The following is a 19634-nucleotide window of genomic DNA, read 5'->3' as shown; positions in this document are numbered from 1 at the left end:
CATCCGCACCCGTGCCGGGTGAGCGGCCGGGAGGCCGCGGGCACCCGCACGTACGGACGCCCGCCACACGCGGCCGTTCCACGGGCCGGGGCGCAGGCGTCCACGCTGCGCGGGACTGCGCGGTACGGGTGTCCGTGCCGCGCGAACGACCCCTTGCGGGGCTGTGCGGTGCGGTGCCCGCACGGTGTCGGTGGTGTGCGTCGGCGCGGGGTGCGCCGACCTTTCCAAGGGTGGCGGGCGGGCCCCGTCGGCCACATCGGCTGAAAGAGCGGTCCCCCGCCTCGTCCTTTCGGCCGAGGGCCGGGAAGGGGTCGCGGCCTAGGCTGAAGGGCATGGGGCTGAACAGGATCGTCGAGGTGCTCGGCGGACCCCTGGGGGAGAGGATCCTCTGGGGCGGCGCGGGCGCCGTGCTCGCGCTGGCCGTCGTCGCGGACCTGCTGACCGTGCGCAGCGGGCTGGCCGCGACCCCGTGGCCGGGGCCGCCGCACGGGCCGTGGGACTGGCTGCCCGCGGCCTCGGGCGCGGCCGCCGGCGGGCTGGTGCTGCTCGCCCTGCGGCCGCGGGCCGGAGCGGCCGCCACCGGGGCGGCGGCGCTGGCCGCGCCCCTGGTGGTGGCGTCCTCCTCGCTGGCGCTGTGGCCGCTGCCCAAGGGGATGTTCGGCTACCCCGTCGCGATCTCCGAGGCGTGCGTCCTCCTCCTGGCCCTGGCCGTCACGGCGCTGCGCTGCGACGCGCGGTGGATCGCGGCGGTGTCGGCCGCCGCCTTCCTGGCCGCCGCCTCCGACCGGCTCCGGGAGGGGGCCGGCGACACCCTCACCCCGGCCCTGCTGCTGGTCGCTGTGGGTCTGGCGCCGGGGCTGTACCTGCGGTGGCGCCGGTACCAGCGGGAGTACCACGTGGAGCGGGCGCGGGCCCAGGAGCGGCTGGCGGTCGCCCGCGACCTGCACGACGTGGTGGCCCACGAGGTCACCGGGATCGTCGTCCAGGCGCAGGCTCTGCGCCGGATCGCCGACACCAGGCCGGAGGCTGCGGTGCGGGCGCTGCCGGAGATCGAGGCGGCCGGGGCGCGCGCCCTGGAGGCGATGCGCTCCCTGGTGTCACGGCTGCGCGAGCCCGACGAGGCGCCGCCGGTGCCGGACGCGCGGGAGGGCCTGGACCGCCTCGCCGGCGGCGCGGGCGGCCTGGAGGTGGCGGTGCGCGTGGAGGGCTCCCTGGCCGGGCTGGCGCCCGAGGTGGGCGCCGCGCTGGTGCGGATCGCCCAGGAGGCCGTCACCAACGCCCGGCGCCACGCGCGCGGCGCCTCCCGGGTGTCGGTCGAGGTGGAGGCCGGCGACGGCGTGCGCATGGCGGTGCGCGACGACGGCCGCGGCTCGGGCGGCGCGGGCGGGTTCGGGCTGGTCGGCATGGCGGAGCGGGCACGGCTGCTGGGCGGCGAGCTGACCGCGGGCCCCGGCGCCGACGGCTGGGAGGTGCACGTCCGCCTCCCCGAGAAGCCCTGTGGATAACCTCCGGGGCGGCCCCGGACCGGGCACAGTGAAGGTGGAACGGGGGTGCCGGATGGCGATCAGGGTCCTGCTGGCCGACGACCAGCAGATGGTGCGGACGGGGTTCCGCTACATGTTGGAGGCCGAGGGCGACATCGAGGTGGTCGGCGAGACCGGGGACGGCCTGGAGGCGGTCCGGCTCGCCCGGGAGAGGCTTCCCGACGTGGTCCTCATGGACATCCGCATGCCGGGGATCGACGGCCTGGAGGCCACCCGGCGGCTGGCGGCCGACCCGGTCAAGGTGGTCGTGGTGACCACGTTCGACCTGGACGAGTACGTCAACGAGGCGCTCTCCTCGGGCGCCGTCGGCTTCCTGCTCAAGGACGCCGGCGCCGGGCTGCTGGTGGAGGCGGTGCGCGCCGCGGTGCGGGGCGACGCGCTGATCTCGCCGGAGATCACCGTCCGGCTGATCCGGCACTTCGCCACCGGGGGCCGCCCGGTGCGGGCGCGCGACGACGGCGGGCTCACCCCGCGCGAGCTGGAGATCGCCCGGACGGTGGCGCTGGGCCGGACCAACACCGAGATCGCCGCGCTGCTGCACGTCACGGTGAGCACCGTCAAGACCCACCTGGCGAGCATCCAGGCCAAGCTGGGCACCCGCAACCGGACCGAGCTGGTCGCCTGGGCCTTCCGCAACGGGCACGCGCAGTGAGCGCGGGCCCGGACGCGGGCGGGGCCCGGCCTTTGACGAAACCCTGACCCGCCACACGGCCACCCCTGGATCCGGCTCGACCCGTCGCGCAGGATCGTGGTGGCACGCCCCCGGCTCGGGGTAAAGGAACCGGGGAGACCGACGACCACTACTCCTGCGAGGCTCTGCATGGCGACGATGCGCGCTGCCCGGCTCAACGTTCGGACCAACACCCTGGAGGTCAAGGAGGTCCCCCGGCCGGTGCCCGGGCGCGGACAGGTCCTGGTGCGGGTGAAGGCCGCCGGGGTGTGCCTGTCCGACGTGCACCTCATCGACGGCACGCTCAGACCGCTGTACCTGGAGGGCGACGAGGTCACCCTGGGCCACGAGGTGGCGGGGGTGGTCGAGGAGCTCGGCCCGGAGGTGGCCGACACCGAGGTGGGCGAGCGGGTGGCGCTCCAGGCTGGCCAGCTCGACCACCACGGCCGGGTGCTCACCCGGGGCGTGGACTACGACGGCGGCTGGGCGGAGTACGCGCTCGCCGACGAGGAGACCCTCGTCCCCCTCCCGGACGACCTGCCCTTCGAGCAGGCGGCGATCATCCCGGACGCGGTGTCCACCCCCTGGGCCGCGGTCACCACCACCGGTGACGTCGGCCCGGCCGAGGCGGTCGCCGTGTGGGGTGTGGGCGGTCTGGGCGCCCACGCGGTGAAGCTGCTGCGCCTGGTGGGCGCGGCGCCGATCATCGCCGCCGACCCGGACCCCCAGGCCCGGCAGCGGGCCCTGGACTTCGGCGCCGACGCGGCCCTGGACTCCACCGCCCCGGACTTCCTGACCAGGATCGGCGAGCTCACCGACGGCCACGGGCTGGCGGTGGCGTTCGACTTCGCCGGGGTGCCGGTGGTGCGCGAGCAGGCGCTCCAGGTGCTGGGCGAGCACGGCCGCCTGGTCCTGGTGGGGCTCACCGACAAACCCCTGGAGGTCAAGGACGGCACCCGGTTCAGCTACCTCAAGCAGCAGATCCTGGGCCACTACGGCTCGGAGCCCGAGCACGTGATCCAGCTCGTCCAGCTGGTCCGGGCGGGCCGCCTGGACTTCTCCACGTCGATCAGCGGCACCTTCCCCCTGGAGGAGGCCCCGGCGGCGGTGGAGCAGCTGGAGAAGCGGGTCGGCTCGCCGGTCCGCCTCGTGCTACAGCCGTGACCACCGGCCGGACCGGTCCCCGGTCCGGCCGGACTCCGACTCCGCGCAGACACCGTCGCCCCGGCCGAGCCTGGCCGGGGCGCCCCTGACGGACCGACCTCGATCCGACCGGCCCCCGGCTCCCCTCAGGCCCCGTCGCCTCGGCCGGGGCGATCCCGAGGAACGGGCCCGATCCGGGCGGACCGGGCTCTACCCCCGGGCCGCCCGGCCAGGACCCACCCGGCCCGGGGCACGCCACGACGTGATCCCCCGCCGGTACGGGCCCGGCCCCCGACTCCGCTCGGGTCCCGGCGGCACGGTCACGGTCACCAGGCGGCGGGGGCGTAGTCCTTGAGGAAGCAGCCGTGCACGTCCTCGCCGCGCTCGCCCCGGACGATGGGGTCGTACACGCGCGCGGCCCCGTCCTCCAGGTCCAGGGGGGCGTGGAACCCGGCCTCGGCCATCCGCTCCTTGTCGGGGTGGGGCCGCTCGTCGGTGATCCACCCGGTGTCGACGCTGGTCATCAGGATGCCGTCGGTCTCCAGCATCTCCTGGGCGCTGGTGCGGGTGAGCATGTTGAGCGCGGCCTTGGCCATGTTGGTGTGCGGGTGGCCGGGGCCCTTGTAGCCGCGGCCGAACACCCCCTCCATGGCGGACACGTTGACGATGTAGGTGCGCCGCGCGGTCGAGGCGGCCAGCGCCGGGCGCAGCCGGTCCACCAGCAGGAACGGCGCGGTCACGTTGCACAGCTGGACCTCGAGCATCTCGACGGGCTCGATGTCGCCGATCCGGTCGGTCCAGCTGTTGTCGGCGGCCAGGTCGGGCAGCAGGCCCCCGGCGTCGACGGCGGTGCCCGCGCGGACCCGCTCCAGCGACGCCGACCCGGTGGTGAGCGCAAGCGAGGTGAGCATCTCGGGCGTGAGCGCGTTGCCGTCGAGGGCGTCGGAGGACTCCAGGGCCTGCCGTCCCACGCCGCCCAGCACGAGCGGGCGCGGCAGGTGGTCGCCGGTCAGGGGGTGGGACTCGGCCTCGATGAGCGGCCCGTAGGACGCCGGGGAGCGGCGCACCGTCTGGGCGGCGTTGTTGATGAGGATGTCGAGCGGCCCCCGGGCGGCCACCTCGTCGGCCAGGCGCAGCACCTGGGCCGGGTCGCGCAGGTCGATGCCGACGATGTCCAGCCGGTGCAGCCACCGGTCGCTGTCGGGCATCGCGGCGAACCGGCGGACGGCGTCGTTGGGGAACCGGGTGGTGACGGTGGTGTGCGCCCCGTCGCGCAGCAGCCGCAGCGCGATGTACATGCCGATCTTGGCGCGGCCGCCGGTGAGCAGGGCCCGCCGCCCGGTCAGGTCGGTGCGGGCGTGGCGGCGCTCCCTGTTGAAGGCGGCGCAGGCCGGGCACAGCTGGTGGTAGAACGCGTCGACCTCGCGGTACTTCTCCTTGCAGATGTAGCACCCGCGCGCCTTGCGCAGTACCCCGGCGAGCTCGCCGGTGGCGCCGCTGCTGAGGGCCCGCCCGTTGGTCTCGTCGTCGATGCGGTCGGGGGCGGCGGTGGCGGTGGCGGCCAGCACGGCGTCGTCGTGGGCCCTGCGGGCCTCGCGGCGCTCCCTGCGGCGGGTCTCCTTCACCGTCTTGAACAGCTTGGCGCTGGCCCTCTGGAGGGCGAGGGAGTCGGGGTGGTCGCTGGGCAGCTCTCCGACCCGGGCGATCACGTCCAGGCACACCCGCATCCGCTCGGGGTCGATGCTCCCGGCCCCTTCTGCGGCCACCGTGTTCGTCTCCGTCATCCGCTCACTCCACATGGACGTCCTGCCGGGCGCGACTCTTCGCCCAGAGGAACCTTATGCGCACGAAACGGTGTCCGGGACGGGCGACCATGGAAGGACGAGACGACGCGGGTGCCCCGCGGGTTGGGAGAGACCAGTGACCAGACCGACGACCGGCGAGCGCGAGCTCGTCGTGCTGCTCGACGAGGGCCTCGAACCGGTGGGGACGGCGGACAAGGCCGCGGTGCACACCACCGACACCCCGCTGCACCTGGCGTTCTCCTGCTATGTCAGGGACGGTTCGGGCCGGATCCTGCTGACCCGCCGCGCCCTGGGCAAGACCACCTGGCCGGGGGTGTGGACGAACAGCTGCTGCGGCCACCCGGCGCCGGGCGAGGACCTGGAGGCCGCGGTGCGCCGCCGGGTGGGCCAGGAGCTGGGGCTGTCCCTGTCCGAGGTGCGCCCGGCGCTGCCGGACTTCCGCTACCGGGCGGTGTCGGCGGAGGGGATCGTCGAGAACGAGTTCTGCCCGGTGTTCTGGGCGCTGACCGACGACGCCCCGTCCCCGGATCCGGCCGAGGTGGCCGAGTTCTCCTGGGCGCGCTGGGAGGACCTGGTAATGGTGGCCGAACGCACCCCGTGGCTGCTCAGCCCGTGGGCGGTGGAGCAGATCCCCCTCCTGGACCGCCTCTGACCCCGGGCTCCATCCGGCTCCGCCCGCCGCGCCGCCCGCCTCCTCCGCTGCCGCCGCCGACGCGGGCGGCGGCCGCTCCCGGCCGGGCGGCGCGGCGGGGCCCCGGATCGGGGTAGGACTCCGGTCGGCACGTCCCTCCTCCCCCCTGGAGCCGCACCGATGTCCCCTGTCCCCCCGGGCCGGGCCGCGCGCCCGGCCGTGGTCGCCTTCGACGTCCTCGACACCCTGTTCCCGCTGGCCCCGCTGGAGTGGCGGTTCCGCGAGGCGGGCATCCCCCGGGTCCTGATGGCCCGCTGGTCCGATCACCTGGCGCGGGACGTGTTCGCGCTGGCGCTGGTGGGCGGCGGGCGGTCCTTCGAGGACGTGGTGCGCACCGCACTGCGCGACGTCACGGGCCACCAGATCGCCCCTGCCGCGGAGGACGCGATCGTGGACGGGCTGTCGGAGCTGGAGCCGCGCCGGGAGGCGGCCGCCGCCCTGGCCGCGGTGCGCGACGCGGGCCTGCGGGCGGTGGTCTTCGGCAACACGGGTCCGGCCACGTCCCTGGAGCTGGTGGAGCGGGCCGGCCTGGAGGGGCTGGTGGAGGGGGTCATGGGCGGCGGCCCGGGCCGGGCCTGGAAGCCCTCCCCGGAGGCCTACCGGGCGGCGGCGCGCTCCCTGGGCGTGGTGCCGGGGCGGCTGGCGCTGGTGACGGCGCACGGCTGGGACGTGGCGGGGGCGGCCCGCGCGGGGCTGGTCACGGGCTGGTCGGCGCACCTGGAAAGGCGGTTCCCCGCGGTCTTCGGCGCTCCGGACGCGACGGGCGCCGACCTGGTGGAGACGGTGGAGGCGCTGCCGGGCCTGGCCGCGCCGTGAGCGTCCCCCGTTCCGTCCGCCGCTCCTCCCGGGCCCCCGGTCAGTCCTCCCAGGAGGCGTCGTACTGCGGGTGCCCCCGGTAGACGGCGGCCAGGTACTTCACGGCCAGCCGCCAGGCCAGCAGCTCGGACCAGGGGTCCTCGCCCTGCCGCGCGGGGACGGGGGGAGCCCCGGCCATGGTCGGCTGGAGGCTGCGCATGCTGGCGTGGTGCGCGCGCGTGTACCCCTGCACGATCTTGCGCTTGGCGGCGACTTCGGCCAACGCCCGGTCCCGGCCGCGTGCTCCCACGGGTACGGCCTTCGACGCGCGCTCGTCCTCGTCCAAACGCGCGTTGAGGAACTCGACGATGGTCAACGGACAACTCCTATCCTGAGCCCCCAATGCCTTACATAAGGGTCAGTATCTGCCATAACCCCCGAGTGGGCCACCACCGGCGGACCGCCCGCGGCGTGCCCCGACACACCCGCGGGAGCGGCACCGCCGCTCCCGCCGGAGTCCCGCGGATCAGTCGCAGCCCTCGAACTGGGGAACGCTGTACACCATCTCCAGGTCGGTCTCCCCGAACCAGCGGTCCAGCATCTCGGCGGCGTCGCCCTCCTGGTACATCCGGCTGATCGCCTTGTTCACAGCCTCGCAGGCCTCGATGTCGCCGTACGGCAGCCCCACACCGTACTTCTCATCGGTGAACGGGTTGTTGACGAACCGGAAGGCGTCGGGGGTCTGGGCGAAGAACCCGGCCAGGATCAGGTTGTCGGTGGAGACCGCGTCCACGTTCCCCGTCCTCAGCTCCTCGATGCAGTCGCTGTAGGTGTCCTCCTCCCTCCTCTCCACCGACACGCCCAGGCCCTCGGTGATGCGGTCCACCGAGTTGGAGCCCTCGCTCTGGCAGACGGACATGCCCTCCAGGTCGCGCACCCCCTGGATGCCGGTGGCGTCGGCTCTCACCAGCACGTCCTGTTTGGCCACGTAGTAGGGGCCGCCGAAGGTCACCTGGTTCCTGCGCGCCGGGGTGATGGAGTAGGTCGCCACGACCATGTCCACCTCGCCGCTCTCCAGCTTCTCCTCGCGTTCGGCGGAGTTGAGCCCCACGAACTCGACGTTCTCCCGGGGGATCCCGAACTGGTCGGCGATGTACAGGGCCACGTCGACGTCGAAGCCCTCGTACTCGCCGCTGCCCTCCGCGGTCTCCAGACCCAGCCCGGGCTGGTCGTACTTGACGCCCACGACCAGCGAGTCCGCGTCGACCAGCGACTCCTCCCCGCCCAGCACCGCGGAGCAGGCTGGCAGCCCGAGCACCGCCGTGGCGGCCAGTGCGGCCGCGGCGGCGACGCGGCGGTGTCGAAACCTCATCGGCCTTGTCCTTGTCTCTCGGGGGGTCAGCGGTACTCGGCCAGCCGGGGGCGCACGCCCAGGGCGACGAGCAGGAGCAGCGCCAGGGATCCGGCCGGCAGCAGCCACGTCCAGGGGGCCAGCGCCGCGTCGCCCTGTCGGATGCCCCGGGCGAACTCCTCCCGGTGCACCTCGGTGAGGCCGTCCAGCGCCTCCTCGTAGGCCGCGAAGGTGCCGTTCTCCGAGTCCGCGACACCCATCCGGATGCCGATGGCCTCCCCGAGGTCGTCGTTGCGCACCGCCTCCCGCATGAGCCGGTCCTGTGTCTGGATCTCGTTGTAGGCGCCCAGCACGTCGGCCAGCCGGTCCTGCTGGCCCGGCAGCAGGGCGTCGTGCGCCCGTTGGCCCAGGTATCCCAGGGTGCCGGGGTCGTCGGGGTCGGAGCCGTCCGCGCCGGGCAGCTCGGGGTAGGAGGCGGCCACCTCGTCGACGGCCGTGTAGTAGTCGGCCAGGTTGTTCACCGGCCGGGACAGCACCTGCTGGGACCGCTCCAGGTACACCTGCTGGTAGTTGTCGGCCTGCTCCGGGTCCAGCAGGTAGCGGCTCTGGTCGGCCTGCATGTCCGTGGCGATCGCCCCGCCCCGGGCCAGCGACATCGCCGCGTCCAGGCCCTCCTCCTTGGCGTCCCTCTGGTGCCCGCCGCTGCCGACCAGGACCTGGATCACCCCCGCGGTGAGGACCACGGTGAGCACGGAGGCGGCGATCAGCGGCAGGTTGAACCGGCGGCGGAACTTCAGCCGCAGGTACACCTGGAGGCCGAGCAGGGACAGCAGCACCGCCACGCCGACGCCGCCGACCCACAGCAGGCCCAGGGTGACCGCGGCCTGCCCGTCCTCGTGGTTGGCGCGCACGATCGCCGAGGAGTCCAGCCCGAGGTTGAACGCCTTGGGCAGCAGCTCGGTGTGCATCAGCCGGGTGGCCGCCCGGTACGACTCCAGCGCCTCGGCGTTCACCTCGCCGGGGGCGGCCTCGGCCTCGTCGTTGCGCAGCAGGGCCTGGGTGACGAGCCGCTCGTAGGCGCCCAGTCCGTCCAGGACCTCCTGGACGTTGCGCTCCTCCACGGTGTCGCCCTCGGTGAGCGACGCGGCCTGGAGCAGCGACTCGTTGGCTTGCTCCCGGCTGGCCTCGTACTGTTCGAGGGCGTCCTCGCGCCCGGAGCCGAGGCCGTGGTCGGTGCCCATGAGCAGCACGTCGGCGATACGGGCGTCCATGTCGGCCAACGACAGGTACAGGTCGGTGGTGGCCATGGCCTGCGGGCCGGCGCCGCGGCCGAGCACGTCCAGGCCGGCGCGGGCCTGGCCGAGCGTGTGGGAGGCGGACGCGAACAGGCCGATGATCGCGGCGGCGCTCACCAGGGTCAGCAGCCACACCCGGGCGGGGGTGGTGGCCAGCCACCGCCGGAAGCGGGACCACCCGTCACGGGCGTAGGTCCCGGTGCGGGCGGCCCTGGCGCGGGCGGTCCCGCCCGCGGGGGCTCCGGGTTCCGGGGGGCCGCCGGAACGGGTCGGCTCCGACGGGGCGGTGGGGGAGGGAATCAACGGGGGCTCACCCCTTCTGGAGGATGATGACGGTCCATGCGCCGACATAGATCCGGTCGTTGTCGTTCAGGGGGACCTCCACGTTGGGGGCGACGGGGTTGTCGGTCCCGTTGATCGTGGTCCCGTTGGTGGAACCCGGGTCGACCAGGACCCAGGTGCCGCCGGGGCGGGCGATCAGGATCGCGTGGATGTGGGAGATCGCGGGGTCCCCGCCGGGACCGCCCAGGTCGATCTCCGGGGTGAAGCCGCGGGTGGCGCTGGCCCGCCCGATGTGCACCCGCTCCCCGGTCAGGTCCACCCTGCGCGGCTGGACGGCGGCAGGGAAGGCGATGCGGGCGGGGTCGAGCATGCCCTGGTTCACCATGTACTGGTAGTAGGCGGGGTCGGCCGTGACGGTGGCCCGCCAGCCCACCCGGATCCCCGGGGCCCCTCCGCCGGGGTCCCGGCGCTGGTGGGAGGCGAAGTCGTATCCGCACTCCTCGCAGAACCTCCCGGTCCTGGGGGTCGAGCACTCCGGGCAGGGCCCGCCCCGGGGCGCGCCGGAGGACCGCCGCGGCGGCGGGGCCTGCGGCGGCCGGTTCGGCCGGGGCACGTGGGCCGTCGGCGGCGTGTGCGCCGACGGGCCCTGCGACCAGGCGGGTGGCGCGGGCTCGTACGCCTGGAGGCGCAGCCCGCAGATGTCGCAGAAGTCGGTCGCCGTGGAGTGGTGCCCGGATGGGCAACTCGGCATGGGTCCCTCCTACCCGGGTCCGGGGGCACCGTCGTCCGGCCCCGAGGGGCGGGGCCGGGTCCGAACGGTCCGGGTCGAGTTGGTGTCCAGTGTCATCTCGTCGATCTTCTCGACGGTGGGGCGGAGCCGAACGGTTCCGGTGACCGGGTCCAGGACGTCGACCACCTTTCCGAGGAGTCTGGCGGTCTCCTCGTCGCCCGTCTCGTTCGCGAGCGCGACGGCTCGGCCCAGCCGCGTCGTCGCGGTGTCCTCGTCCCCTGATCGCCGGGCCTCCAGCCCGTCCTGAATGGCCTGGGCCAGCTCCACCTGGCCCGTGTAGTGGGCCACCCGGGGGTTGATCTCGGTGGCCCTGTCCTCGTCCGTCGTCCACTCCGCGAGGATGTTCCCCGAGGCCAGGACCCTGTCCTGGGCGCCGTCGAGACCGGGGAGGACCACGCGCACCCACCCGGCGCGCAACTGGCGCCCGGGATCGCCCGGGGGGACCTCCACGCAGATGTGGTAGTCGCGGTTCTCCGTACCCCAGGAACCGGTGGGGTAGTCCTTGGCCTGTGCCGCCCGCTCCACGCCGCGGTCGCTGAGGTCCTGGACGGTGGGGGCGACCTGTTTGACGTAGCGCACCACGGCATGCTGGGGCGTCCACAGGCGCAGCGCCACGTCGGCGACGGCCTTGCCCATGGAGGCCCGCGCCATCGCCCGGAAGTCGGCGGCCATGTCGGCGGGGTCGGCGATGATCCCGGGGCCGCCGCCGAGCAGGGCGGCGTCGATCCTGCGGAGCTCCTCGACCTTCCAGTCGGTGCCCACGCCGCGGCAGTCGCAGACGAAGCTCCCCGCGATCCGGCTCAGGGTCCGCTCGAAGTCCTGCGAGACCTCGTTGTTCTGGCCGTCGGTGAGCAGGATGGCGTGCTTGACCCCGCCGTCGACGGTGGCGAACAGCTCGGCCGCCCGGGTGAGCCAGGCGCCCATCCGGGTGCCCCCGTCGGCGCGCAGGCGGCCGACGGCCTCCAGCGCCTCGGCCCGGGTGGAGGGGTCGACGGTGGCCAGGGTGTTCCCGGCGGGGTAGATCATCTCGGCCTGCCGGTGCCCGGCGATCACCGCGAAGCGCACCCCGTCGCGGAGCGTCTCGACGGCGGCGCGGGCGGCCTGCTTGGCGGCGTTGATCTTCTCCCCGTACATGGAGCCGGAGGTGTCGACGATGATCAGCTCCGTCGCCCGGACGTCCGCTCCGACGAGCACCGGCCCGGTGGAGGTGATGCCGACGACCGCGTGCACCTCCCGCCCGCCCAGGGGCAGGAACCGGTTCTGGTCGACCTCGACCCGGAACTCCGGCTCGGCGGTGGGTTCAGCCCTGTTCGGCACGGGAGCCCCCTGTGGGTACGGGAATGACGACGACGGTGATGTTGTCCTTGCCGCCCCCTTCGAGGGCGAGCCGGACGTAGGTGCGGGCCGCGTCCAGCGGACGGGTCCCCGCCCCGGGCACCGCTTCGGTCAGGGCCTGCGCCTCGGGGTAGTAGTTCCACAGGCCGTCGCTGCACAGCAGGACGGTCCCGGGGCCGGTGGGGGTGACGGTGGAGATGTGCGCGTCGATCTCGCCGGAGTCGGCGCCCATCCACGCGATGAGGGCGTGCGCGTTGGCCGAGCGCATCGCCTCCTCCCGGGACAGCGCGCCCATCTGCACCATCGCCTCGCTCCAGGAGTCGTCCCGGGTCAGCAGGGCCGAACCGCTGGAGGAGGGGCCGCCGGAGAGCCAGTAGGCGCGGCTGTCGCCGACCCAGCCGATGGTGACGGTGCCCGCGGCGGGGTCCACCACGGCGGAGACGAAGGTGCAGGCCGGCGCCGAGCTCGGGGAGTCGGCGATGGCGGCGACGGCCTCGGCCGCCCTGGTCATGGCCACGCCGGTGGCCTCGCGGGCGTCGACGCCGCGCCGCACCTGCTCGGCCAGGACGGTCGCGCCGGTCTCGGCGGTGATCCGGGAGGCCTCGTCGGAGCGGGGCGAGCTGGAGACGCCGTCGCAGACCACCGCGCACACCACGCCGGCGGCGTGCGGGGAGTCGTCGGGGACGACCCGGATGGCCATGGCGTCCTCGTTGCGCCGGTGTCTGAGCCCGCGGTCGCTGACGCCGACGGCGGCGCGGGCGCGCACCTCGACGTGGTCGCGGCCGGTGGGCTGGAGGAACCCGCACCGTTCGCAGTAGCCGTCCACGACCCGGCCGGAGCACCACACGCACAGGTCGGGGCCCGCGGGCCGGACGGCCCCGGAGCCGCCGGGCGGGGGCCAGTCGGGGACGACCGGCTCGGGGGCCGGCCTGCGCGGCTGCGGGTCGCGGCGGACGGGCTGGGTGGCCAGCGAGTCGATGGCGTCCCAGTCGTCGTCCACGGCGAGGCTGTCGGTGAGGGAGCGGCCGGGCCCCCGCGGGGTCGTCTCCGCGGGCGGCGCGCCCGGCACCGGTGGCCCCGAGGGCCCCGCGGGGGGACCGCCGTGGGCCGCGGGCGGGGGGCCCGCGGGCCGCGGCCCCTGGGGCGCTATGGGGCCCGGAGGGGCCGCGCCGGCGGGCCGGGTGCTCCCGGAGGGCGTCGCGTCCGAGGGGATGACCCCCGCGACCGTGACGTCGGCCGGGTTGACGGTGCGGTAGACGCCCTGCGGATGGGGCTCCTCGCGGGCGGTCCGGCCCGACGGCGTGGCCCCGGAGGGGGTCGGCCCGGACGGGGTCGGCTCCGAGTGCCCCTCCCCCCGGCCCTCGTAGCGCTCGGCGCCGTACAGGCTCACCTGTGGCGCTGTGGGTCCGCCGTCCGCCGGGACCAGCCCGGGCGCGGCCGGGTTCGGGCCGGTCTGCACCGTGTCCGGGTTCTCCGCCGGGGCCTGCCGCACGTCCTCGGGCAGGGGGTGGCCGCAACGCTCGCAGAAGGCGTCGCCGGCGGACACCCTGTCGGCGCACCCCGGGCAGGTCCGCACCTTCGTCATCGCTGTTCCTTCGATCCTCACAGCAGCGTCACGGGTCGTAGGGAGTTGGCCTTGTCGATCAGCTCGTACCGCTCCGTGACCGAGGTGGACCGGTGCGCCAGGTCCCGGTAGCGCCGTTCCAGGTTGGCGCGCACACCGTCCTCGGTGAGCGGGCCGCCCAGCAGCGCCGTCCCGTCGGCCCGGCCGCCGGCCTCCAGCCAGTCCAGCGCGGACTCCAGGGCCCGCGCGGCCAGCCGGTCGGTGGACTCGCCGTCCAGGCCCAGCCGCTCCAGGCGCTGGCCGGCGCGCACCAGGTCGTCCGCCTCCCGGCCGGGGTGGCGGGCCACCAGCACCGAGATGAGCGCCGTCTGGGCGTGCACGTACAGGCTGGACAGCTCCGGCACCGTGTCCAGGACCGCGATGGCCCCGTTCCGGTCGCCCTGGGCCAGCCGGATGCGGGCCAGGCCGAACGCGGCGCTGACGAAGGAGTGGTCGGTGTTCCACACGTTCTGGTAGTGGCGTGCGGCGATCGCGTGCTCGCCGGTGCGCTCGCAGGCCAGGGCCAGTCCGAGCTTGGGGGCGATCTCCCCGGGCAGGTGGCCGTACAGCTCGTCGAAGTGGTCGCGGGCGCCCTGGAAGTGGCCGGTGCTCAGCTCGGCGACCGCCAGGTACCACATGGTGCGCCAGTCGCCCGGGATGCGCTCGCTGAACTGGTGCAGGACGTCCATGGCCTGCCCGTGCCTGCCCAGTGTGATGAGCGTCCGGGACAGCATCAGCAGGGTCTCGGGGGTGGGCTCGGGCATGGACCGCAGCGCCGCGACCAGGTCCTCCGGCGGCAGGGCCTGGAAGCCCCGCAGGTGCTGGGAGGCCGGGTCGGTGGGGTCGATCAGCGGCGCGGGCAGCAGCGTCGCCGCCTCGGTGGGCGAGGGCGGGACGAGCATCCGGTCGGCGCGGCCCACGTCGGAGCCGATGGTGAAGTTCTCGCCGCCGAACAGGGTCGAGGGCGCCGGGTGGGGCGCGCCCTCGAGGTCGGAGAGCACCTCGCGCAGCACGCCGGTGAGCTGGTCGGCCATGTCGGAGGCGTCGTGGAAGCGGCGCTCCATCTCCGGGTGGGTGGCCCGGCGCAGCAGCCGGTCGTAGGACTCGTGGCGCTCCAGCAGCGGTACGGAACCGCGCGGCGGCAGCTCGTGCGGGAACTCGCGCATGAAGCTGAACCGGAAGCTCAGCACGGCCAGCGCCCGCCCCACCGAGTACAGGTCGGCGCTGACGGTCGGGCCGGGGCCGCGCAGCTCGTCCTCGGGGACCCGGTAGCCGGGGGTGGTGTAGACGGGGCTGACGGTGTCGTCCATGCGGCGCACGCCGCCCAGGTCGATGAGCTTGATCTGCTCCTCGCTCTGGATGACGTTGTCGGGTTTGAAGTCGCAGTACAGCAGGCCTTTGGAGTGCAGGTAGCCGAGCGCCCGCAGGACCTCCAGGCCGTAGGCGATGACCTGGTCGACCGGCAGTACGGCGTCGGGGTCCTGCTCGCGGCGCTCCATCAGGAGTTCGCGCAGCGACTTGCCGCCGACGTACTCCATCACGATGTGCCCGGCGGGGATGCCCGTGCGCGCGTCGGGGTGCTGGGAGAAGTTGATGATCTTGACGATGTTGGGGTGCTCGACCTCGGAGAGGAAGGCCCGCTCGGCCGCCGCGGCCTTGTGCGCCTCGGCGTCGCCGGCGTTGAGCAGGCCCTTGAGCACCACCCAGCGGTCGTTGACGTTGCGGTCGCGGGCCAGGTAGATCCAGCCCAGGCCGCCGTGGGCGAGGCAGCCCAGCACCTCGTACTGGCCGCCGACCTTGTCCCCCGGGCCCAGCTTGGGGGTGAAGGAGTACTGGGTGCCGCACTTGCGGCAGAACCCCTCGGTGCGCCCCTGCTGGTCGCCGCGGGTGCGGCCGACCTTCTCCCCGCAGTTGCCGCAGAACCGGTTCTTCTCCGAGACGACGGGGTTCTCCATGATCGCCTCGGCCGGGTCCCGGTAGGGCACCGGGGGGACGAGGACCATGCCCGCGCCGAGCATGCCCCGGGTGGAGCGCCGGGTGCGCCCGGACCCGGGGCCCGTGCCGCCGCCGACCGAACCGGTGATGCTGCCGGGGCCGGATCGGCCGGAGAGGCGGATGTTGCCGGAGATGGGGTGGGAGTGGATGGGGTCGCTGATGTCGTCGCCCTCGGAGGAGCCCAGCCACTGGTCGAGGCCGGTGCCGCCGGAGGAGGACGTGCCGGGCGGGGTGCCCGGGGGCGTGCCGGAGGGAGTGCCCGGCGGGATGCCGGACGGCGTCCCCGGAGCGCTCGGCGCGGCGAAGGAGTACTGCGGTCCCGTGGGCGGCGGACCGCCGGACGCCGGCGCCCCGAAGGACGCCTGCGGGCCCGAGGGGTGGGGCCGTGCCGGGTGGGGGTACGGCGGGGGCTGCGGGGCCGGCTGCCGCGCGTACCCGGGCTGCGGCCCGGTGCCCCGGGGCGCGGGGGCCGTGAAGGAGGGGTTCTGCCGGGGGCCGGGCGCCGGGGGCACGGCGCCGGGCGCGGGCTCCAGACCGCACACGACGCAGAAGCCGTCCTCGATCGCTCCGCCGCACCCGGGCTTCGTGCACTTCGTCATCTGCTCACACCACCATCGCTCTCGCCGTCTGACGCGTCTGGACCCGGCGTGGTTCTGTCCTGGGTGGTTTCGGTCACCCCGGGCTCCTCCAGCGCCCTGCGATAGGCGGCCAGGGCGACCGTGGCGGCCCGCAGGTCGCCGGGCGCCGTCCACAGCTCCCGGTGCGCGCGATCGTGGAGTCCGGCGACCTCCGGGTCCTCGGCCAGGCCCAGCCGGACCGAACGGGCGCGGTAGGACTCCAGGCGCCCGCGCAGCTCGTCCCTCCGCTCCAGCAGGCCCTCCAGGTTCTCCTCGCGCTCGCGGGCGTCGTCGGAGGCGGCGTGGACGGCCGCCTGCGTCTCGCCGAGCAGCACGCCCAGCTCGCGCCAGCGACCCCGGGAGCGCAGGGCGTCCATAGCGTCGATCCGGGCGCGCAGCGCGGGCACCGGGTCGGGGACGTCGATCGCCCGCGGTTCGCGGATACGGCCGGCCACGTGGGCGCGCCGCTCGCGCAGGGAGGCCAGGGCGGCCTCCAGGTCGTCGACGGCCGAGACGAGGCGGGCGGTGCTCTCACGGTAGGAGTCGCGCATGCGCAGGGCGTCGCGCAGCTCGCCGCGCGCCGCCTCCAGGCGCTTGCGCAGGCGCTCCATGCCCGAGGTGTCGACCCGGCGGTCGGCGCCCAGCAGGGAGAGGGGGTCGCGGCGGACGGTGTCGCCGATCCCGGCCAGCTCCGAGCGCAGGGACTCGTCGTCCCTCTCGTCGCCGGCCTCCTCGATCATGTCGCTCAGGGTGCCGACCTCCCGCCACAGGGAGTCGAGGTCGGCCAGGCGGGGGTGCAGGGAGTTCCAGGCGGTCTCGGCGGCCGAGACGACCTCGGTGACCTCCTCGTAGTCGGCGGTCATCCGGGCGACGGCCTCGGCCAGGGTGATGTGCTCGGTGTCGGTGTCCAGCAGCCCGCGCTCGTGCAGCGGGGCCTTCTCCAGCGGCAGCTCCAGGCAGGGCCCGGTGAGCAGGAAGGTCAGCCGGACCTGGTCGGAGGGGCGTCCGCCGCCCTGCCCGTGGTGTCCGGTGGCCTCCTCCACCGTGCGGCGGAAGGCGTCGTAGGTCGTCCACAGGCGGTGGACGTGGCGCTCGGCGTGCTCCCAGCGCTCCCGGGTGAGGCCGCGCAGGTCCGCGCCCTTGAGCATCCGGTGGCCGACGTGGTCCTCCAGGTCGGCCAGGTTGAGCGTGATCCGCTTCAGCTCCCCGCGCACCCGGTTGAGCGCGTGCTCGATGCCCTCCCGGCTCATGGGCGGCGTATTCGCCTCCGACGCGCTCGCCACCTTCCGTACCACTCCCCGCGTCCGTCCGCCCCGCGCCCACCGGGTGGACGCGCACGGTCAATGCTCCCTTTACCTAGAAGAGTCTGGCGGCGGGCCCTGTCGATCACAAGGGAGGACCGGATTTACGGCCGTGAACGGTCACCCGCGCCATGTCGGCGAACAGGGGCCGCTCCGTCACCTTCCAAGGTCCTCCCCCACTCCGGACACAAAAGGGCATGCGCGGAATACTCACCCCCGGTGGTCTGAATCCCGCTCATCGCCCGCCAGCGCCGCCAGCACGAACCGGCCCCGCTCGGCCACCGGGACCCGGGGCAGCTCCACCAGGTCGTAGCCGTACCGCGGGTAGGCCTCCCGCATGGCGCGGTCGGTGCGCAGGGCCTCCTCCCACGACTGGTGGCGCTCGGCGTCCCCGGTGAAGATCTCCGGCCAGGGCGGTGCGAGGAAGACGGTGCGCCGGTACCGGAAGCGGCGCGCGGCGGCGTCCACGTGCGCCGGCACCGGAAGCCCGCGCAGCAGGAGGTAGCCGACCAGGTCGGGCACCCCGCGGTCGCAGAACACCGGTCCGGGCAGCGCCGCGGCCTCCCGGTGCGAGCGGATCTCCCAGGCCAGCATCAGCTCCGCGAACAGGGAGTCGTCGCGCCAGGCCAGGCCGGGGCCGTCGATCTCGCGCTGGTCGCGGATGACCGCGCGGCCCGCCTCCCCGGTGCGGGCGTACCCGAGTCCGGCCAGGTGGTCGATGAGGGTGGTCTTACCGGAGCCTGGCCCTCCGGTGACGACGACGAGGTGGTCCACGCGTGCTTCCTTCCGCGGGGTCGGGGATACGGGAGGGGCGCGCCCCGGCGCACGGCCGGGACGCGCCCGAGAAGAGGGATCCGGAGAGGCCGGGGCCTGCTTCGAACGCCCTCCTGTGCCGCTGGGCGTTCATGGGGCGCCCGGCGGGGTTCCGGAGGTCCCGGAGGAGCGGTTCTCGAGGGGTCCTGTGGCCGCGGGCCGTCCGTCGAGGACCTTCCGCCACTCGACGGGCGGGCCGCGGCGCAGCGGAGGTTCAAAAGGACACGGCTAGGGGATCTCGGCCTCGATGAGGTCGGCCGCGTACGCCGTGCCCTCGGTCCGCAGCCTGGCGGAGATCTCCGCCAGGCGGGCGGCCGTCCCGGGGTCGGAGGTCAGCTCCAGCAGCGCCGACCGCAGGGCGGCCGGGTCGTCGGCCTTGCCGTCGAGCCGCCGGGCCACCCCGAGCTCCTGGAGGCGGTCGGCGTTGTCGAACTGGTCGACGGCCTGGGGCACGGCGATCATCGGAACGCCGTGGTACAGCCCCTCGCTGGAGCCCCCCATACCCGCGTGGGTGACGAACGCGTCGGCCTGCCGCAGCACGGACAGCTGCGGCACCCACCGGTGCACCTCCACGTTCGCGGGCACCTCGCCCAGGTCGGCCGGGTCGGTGTACCTGCCGATCTGGAGCACCACGTGCCAGCCCGGCAGCCCGGCGAACGCCTCGACACAGGTGCGGTAGAACCCGGGCCGGTTGGTGTAGGCCGTTCCCAGGGACACCAGGACGACCTTCTCCGCGTCGGCGGGCCGCTTCCACTCCCCCTGGTCCGCGCGGTCGCCCAGGCAGGGCCCGACGAAGGTGACCGTGTCGGCGACGGTGTCGGCGAACGGCTGCATCTCGCGCGGGATGAGCGCCAGCGCCCGGTCCGGGCTCCCGGCGAAGGAGGTGTGGTCCATCCCGGTGATCCCGTTCTCGGCCAGCCAGGCGTCGAACTTGGCGAAGTGCTCGGCGGCTCCGGGCTGGTCGGCCAGCCAGGTCATCACCGTGGCCGAGTGGTCGGCCCAGGCGACGTAGGTCGGGGAGAGCTGCACGCTGGGGATCCCCCACCGGATCCCCAGCACCCGGGCGGCGTACCCGCCGATGTCGTACAGGAACACGTCGGGCCGGTCCGCGTCGTAGGCGTCCCGGATGACGGGCAGGACGTTGATCGCGTCGTCGAGGAACACGTCCATGCCCTCGACCGGGTCGTCCGGCCACTCCTCGTCCCCGGTGGGCAGGGTGGTGGTGAACGGGACGAGCTCGGCCCCGGTGGGGGTGATCAGGTCGGCCATGAGCGTGTCGTTGGCGACCGTGACGCGGTGGCCCCTGCGGACCAGTTCGCGAAGGATCTCCAGGCTGGGCAGGGTGTGGCTGACGGCCGGGACTCCGACCATGGCGATGTGGGCGCGACGGGTCATCGCGGGTCCCTCCAGATGTCGAGGAGCTGCTACGGGTAGGGCGAGGGGGCGCCCGGCCCGCTCACGGGGCGGGGGCGCCGGGGCGTCGGTGACGCCGGGCCTCTAGCCGTAGATCTGGAGGAAGTGCACGCCGCCATCGTAGCCGCACCCCGACCGCCGCGCGCAAGGGCCGGGGCGCTAGGCTCGGGCGCCCGTCCCCGCCGCGACAG

At 74.6% G+C, this 19634-nt stretch carries 16 protein-coding genes; 5 read left to right on the top strand and 11 right to left on the bottom strand.

The annotated features are described in order from the left end of the window. The first annotated feature begins 332 nt into the window (after positions 1-332). The 3 genes from ACFVNO_RS28400 (at position 333) to ACFVNO_RS28390 (ending at position 3378) form a co-directional block, all read left to right on the top strand. Positions 333-1505 carry a sensor histidine kinase gene (locus ACFVNO_RS28400; protein ID WP_378897152.1) on the top strand — a complete coding sequence of 391 codons (1173 nt, stop codon included), beginning with the start codon at positions 333-335 and terminating at the stop codon, positions 1503-1505. A 52-nt stretch (positions 1506-1557) separates the two neighbouring features. Beyond that, on the top strand, positions 1558-2196 hold the full coding sequence (locus ACFVNO_RS28395; protein WP_355268716.1) for a response regulator transcription factor: 639 nt from the start codon (positions 1558-1560) through the stop codon (positions 2194-2196). A gap of 168 nt (positions 2197-2364) precedes the next feature. Beyond that, positions 2365-3378 carry a zinc-binding dehydrogenase gene (locus ACFVNO_RS28390; protein WP_355268714.1) on the top strand — a complete coding sequence of 338 codons (1014 nt, stop codon included), beginning with the start codon at positions 2365-2367 and terminating at the stop codon, positions 3376-3378. A gap of 305 nt (positions 3379-3683) precedes the next feature. Here the strand turns inward: ACFVNO_RS28390 and ACFVNO_RS28385 are convergent, their stop codons facing one another. After that, positions 3684-5141 (bottom strand): SDR family NAD(P)-dependent oxidoreductase, encoded by a 1458-nt coding sequence (locus tag ACFVNO_RS28385; protein WP_355268712.1) that lies wholly within the window; start codon positions 5139-5141, stop codon positions 3684-3686. 136 nt (positions 5142-5277) lie between these two features. Here ACFVNO_RS28385 and idi point away from each other — a divergent pair, with 136 nt between their 5' ends. Together idi and ACFVNO_RS28375 are read left to right on the top strand one after the other, a co-directional pair. Continuing rightward, the gene (gene idi, locus ACFVNO_RS28380; protein WP_355268710.1) at positions 5278-5814 is read left to right on the top strand and encodes an isopentenyl-diphosphate Delta-isomerase; all 537 of its coding nucleotides are present in this window, start codon (positions 5278-5280) and stop codon (positions 5812-5814) included. A gap of 159 nt (positions 5815-5973) precedes the next feature. Beyond that, positions 5974-6669, top strand: coding sequence for an HAD family hydrolase (locus ACFVNO_RS28375; protein WP_378897146.1), 696 nt, complete (start codon positions 5974-5976; stop codon positions 6667-6669). Between the two features lie 40 nt (positions 6670-6709). Here the strand turns inward: ACFVNO_RS28375 and ACFVNO_RS28370 are convergent, their stop codons facing one another. The 10 genes from ACFVNO_RS28370 to ACFVNO_RS28325 all read right to left on the bottom strand — a co-directional run bounded on the left by ACFVNO_RS28370 (position 6710) and on the right by ACFVNO_RS28325 (position 19425). Continuing rightward, complete coding sequence (locus tag ACFVNO_RS28370; RefSeq protein WP_220563579.1) at positions 6710-7024, bottom strand: DUF6221 family protein; 315 nt, start codon at positions 7022-7024, stop codon at positions 6710-6712. A gap of 150 nt (positions 7025-7174) precedes the next feature. After that, entirely contained in the window at positions 7175-8020 is an 846-nt protein-coding gene (locus tag ACFVNO_RS28365) for a glutamate ABC transporter substrate-binding protein (RefSeq protein WP_355268706.1), read from the bottom strand. A gap of 26 nt (positions 8021-8046) precedes the next feature. After that, positions 8047-9645, bottom strand: a complete 1599-nt coding sequence (locus tag ACFVNO_RS28360) for a hypothetical protein (protein WP_378897142.1) — start codon at positions 9643-9645, stop codon at positions 8047-8049. Beyond that, on the bottom strand, positions 9605-10327 hold the full coding sequence (locus ACFVNO_RS28355) for an FHA domain-containing protein (RefSeq protein ID WP_378897139.1): 723 nt from the start codon (positions 10325-10327) through the stop codon (positions 9605-9607). The genes ACFVNO_RS28360 and ACFVNO_RS28355 overlap by 41 nt, the downstream gene beginning before the upstream one ends. 9 nt (positions 10328-10336) lie before the next feature. Beyond that, positions 10337-11683 (bottom strand): VWA domain-containing protein, encoded by a 1347-nt coding sequence (locus tag ACFVNO_RS28350; protein WP_355268700.1) that lies wholly within the window; start codon positions 11681-11683, stop codon positions 10337-10339. Then, positions 11667-13286: a protein phosphatase 2C domain-containing protein gene (locus tag ACFVNO_RS28345; RefSeq protein WP_378897137.1), complete on the bottom strand. Its 1620-nt coding sequence runs from the start codon at positions 13284-13286 to the stop codon at positions 11667-11669. Before ACFVNO_RS28345 ends, ACFVNO_RS28350 begins: the two co-directional genes overlap by 17 nt. A gap of 17 nt (positions 13287-13303) precedes the next feature. After that, on the bottom strand, positions 13304-15898 hold the full coding sequence (locus tag ACFVNO_RS28340; protein WP_355268698.1) for a tetratricopeptide repeat protein: 2595 nt from the start codon (positions 15896-15898) through the stop codon (positions 13304-13306). Next, positions 15895-17166 (bottom strand): hypothetical protein, encoded by a 1272-nt coding sequence (locus tag ACFVNO_RS28335; RefSeq protein ID WP_355268696.1) that lies wholly within the window; start codon positions 17164-17166, stop codon positions 15895-15897. Before ACFVNO_RS28335 ends, ACFVNO_RS28340 begins: the two co-directional genes overlap by 4 nt. Before the next feature lie 261 nt (positions 17167-17427). Beyond that, positions 17428-17991 (bottom strand): AAA family ATPase, encoded by a 564-nt coding sequence (locus ACFVNO_RS28330; RefSeq protein ID WP_378897132.1) that lies wholly within the window; start codon positions 17989-17991, stop codon positions 17428-17430. Positions 17992-18258: 267 nt separating this feature from the next. Further along, entirely contained in the window at positions 18259-19425 is a 1167-nt protein-coding gene (locus tag ACFVNO_RS28325; protein WP_355268692.1) for a macrolide family glycosyltransferase, read from the bottom strand. Between the last annotated feature and the right edge of the window lie 209 nt (positions 19426-19634).

Origin of the sequence: Nocardiopsis sp. NPDC057823 (assembly GCF_042797335.1) — a bacterium.
Taxonomy (GTDB): Bacteria; Actinomycetota; Actinomycetes; order Streptosporangiales; family Streptosporangiaceae; genus Nocardiopsis; species Nocardiopsis changdeensis.
This window is presented reverse-complemented; position numbering and strand designations above follow the sequence as displayed.

Excerpts from the sequence above, each read along its gene's own strand:
- ACFVNO_RS28345 (WP_378897137.1), bottom strand. The coding sequence starts at position 13,286 with ATGACGAAGGTGCGGACCTGCCCGGGGTGCGCCGACAGGGTGTCCGCC.
- ACFVNO_RS28390 (WP_355268714.1), top strand. The coding sequence starts at position 2,365 with ATGGCGACGATGCGCGCTGCCCGGCTCAACGTTCGGACCAACACCCTG.
- ACFVNO_RS28400 (WP_378897152.1), top strand. The coding sequence starts at position 333 with ATGGGGCTGAACAGGATCGTCGAGGTGCTCGGCGGACCCCTGGGGGAG.
- ACFVNO_RS28360 (WP_378897142.1), bottom strand. The coding sequence starts at position 9,645 with ATGTCGGCGCATGGACCGTCATCATCCTCCAGAAGGGGTGAGCCCCCG.
- ACFVNO_RS28365 (WP_355268706.1), bottom strand. The coding sequence starts at position 8,020 with ATGAGGTTTCGACACCGCCGCGTCGCCGCCGCGGCCGCACTGGCCGCC.
- ACFVNO_RS28395 (WP_355268716.1), top strand. The coding sequence starts at position 1,558 with ATGGCGATCAGGGTCCTGCTGGCCGACGACCAGCAGATGGTGCGGACG.
- ACFVNO_RS28325 (WP_355268692.1), bottom strand. The coding sequence starts at position 19,425 with ATGACCCGTCGCGCCCACATCGCCATGGTCGGAGTCCCGGCCGTCAGC.
- ACFVNO_RS28340 (WP_355268698.1), bottom strand. The coding sequence starts at position 15,898 with ATGACGAAGTGCACGAAGCCCGGGTGCGGCGGAGCGATCGAGGACGGC.
- ACFVNO_RS28375 (WP_378897146.1), top strand. The coding sequence starts at position 5,974 with ATGTCCCCTGTCCCCCCGGGCCGGGCCGCGCGCCCGGCCGTGGTCGCC.
- ACFVNO_RS28335 (WP_355268696.1), bottom strand. The coding sequence starts at position 17,166 with ATGAGCCGGGAGGGCATCGAGCACGCGCTCAACCGGGTGCGCGGGGAG.
- ACFVNO_RS28355 (WP_378897139.1), bottom strand. The coding sequence starts at position 10,327 with ATGCCGAGTTGCCCATCCGGGCACCACTCCACGGCGACCGACTTCTGC.
- ACFVNO_RS28385 (WP_355268712.1), bottom strand. The coding sequence starts at position 5,141 with ATGACGGAGACGAACACGGTGGCCGCAGAAGGGGCCGGGAGCATCGAC.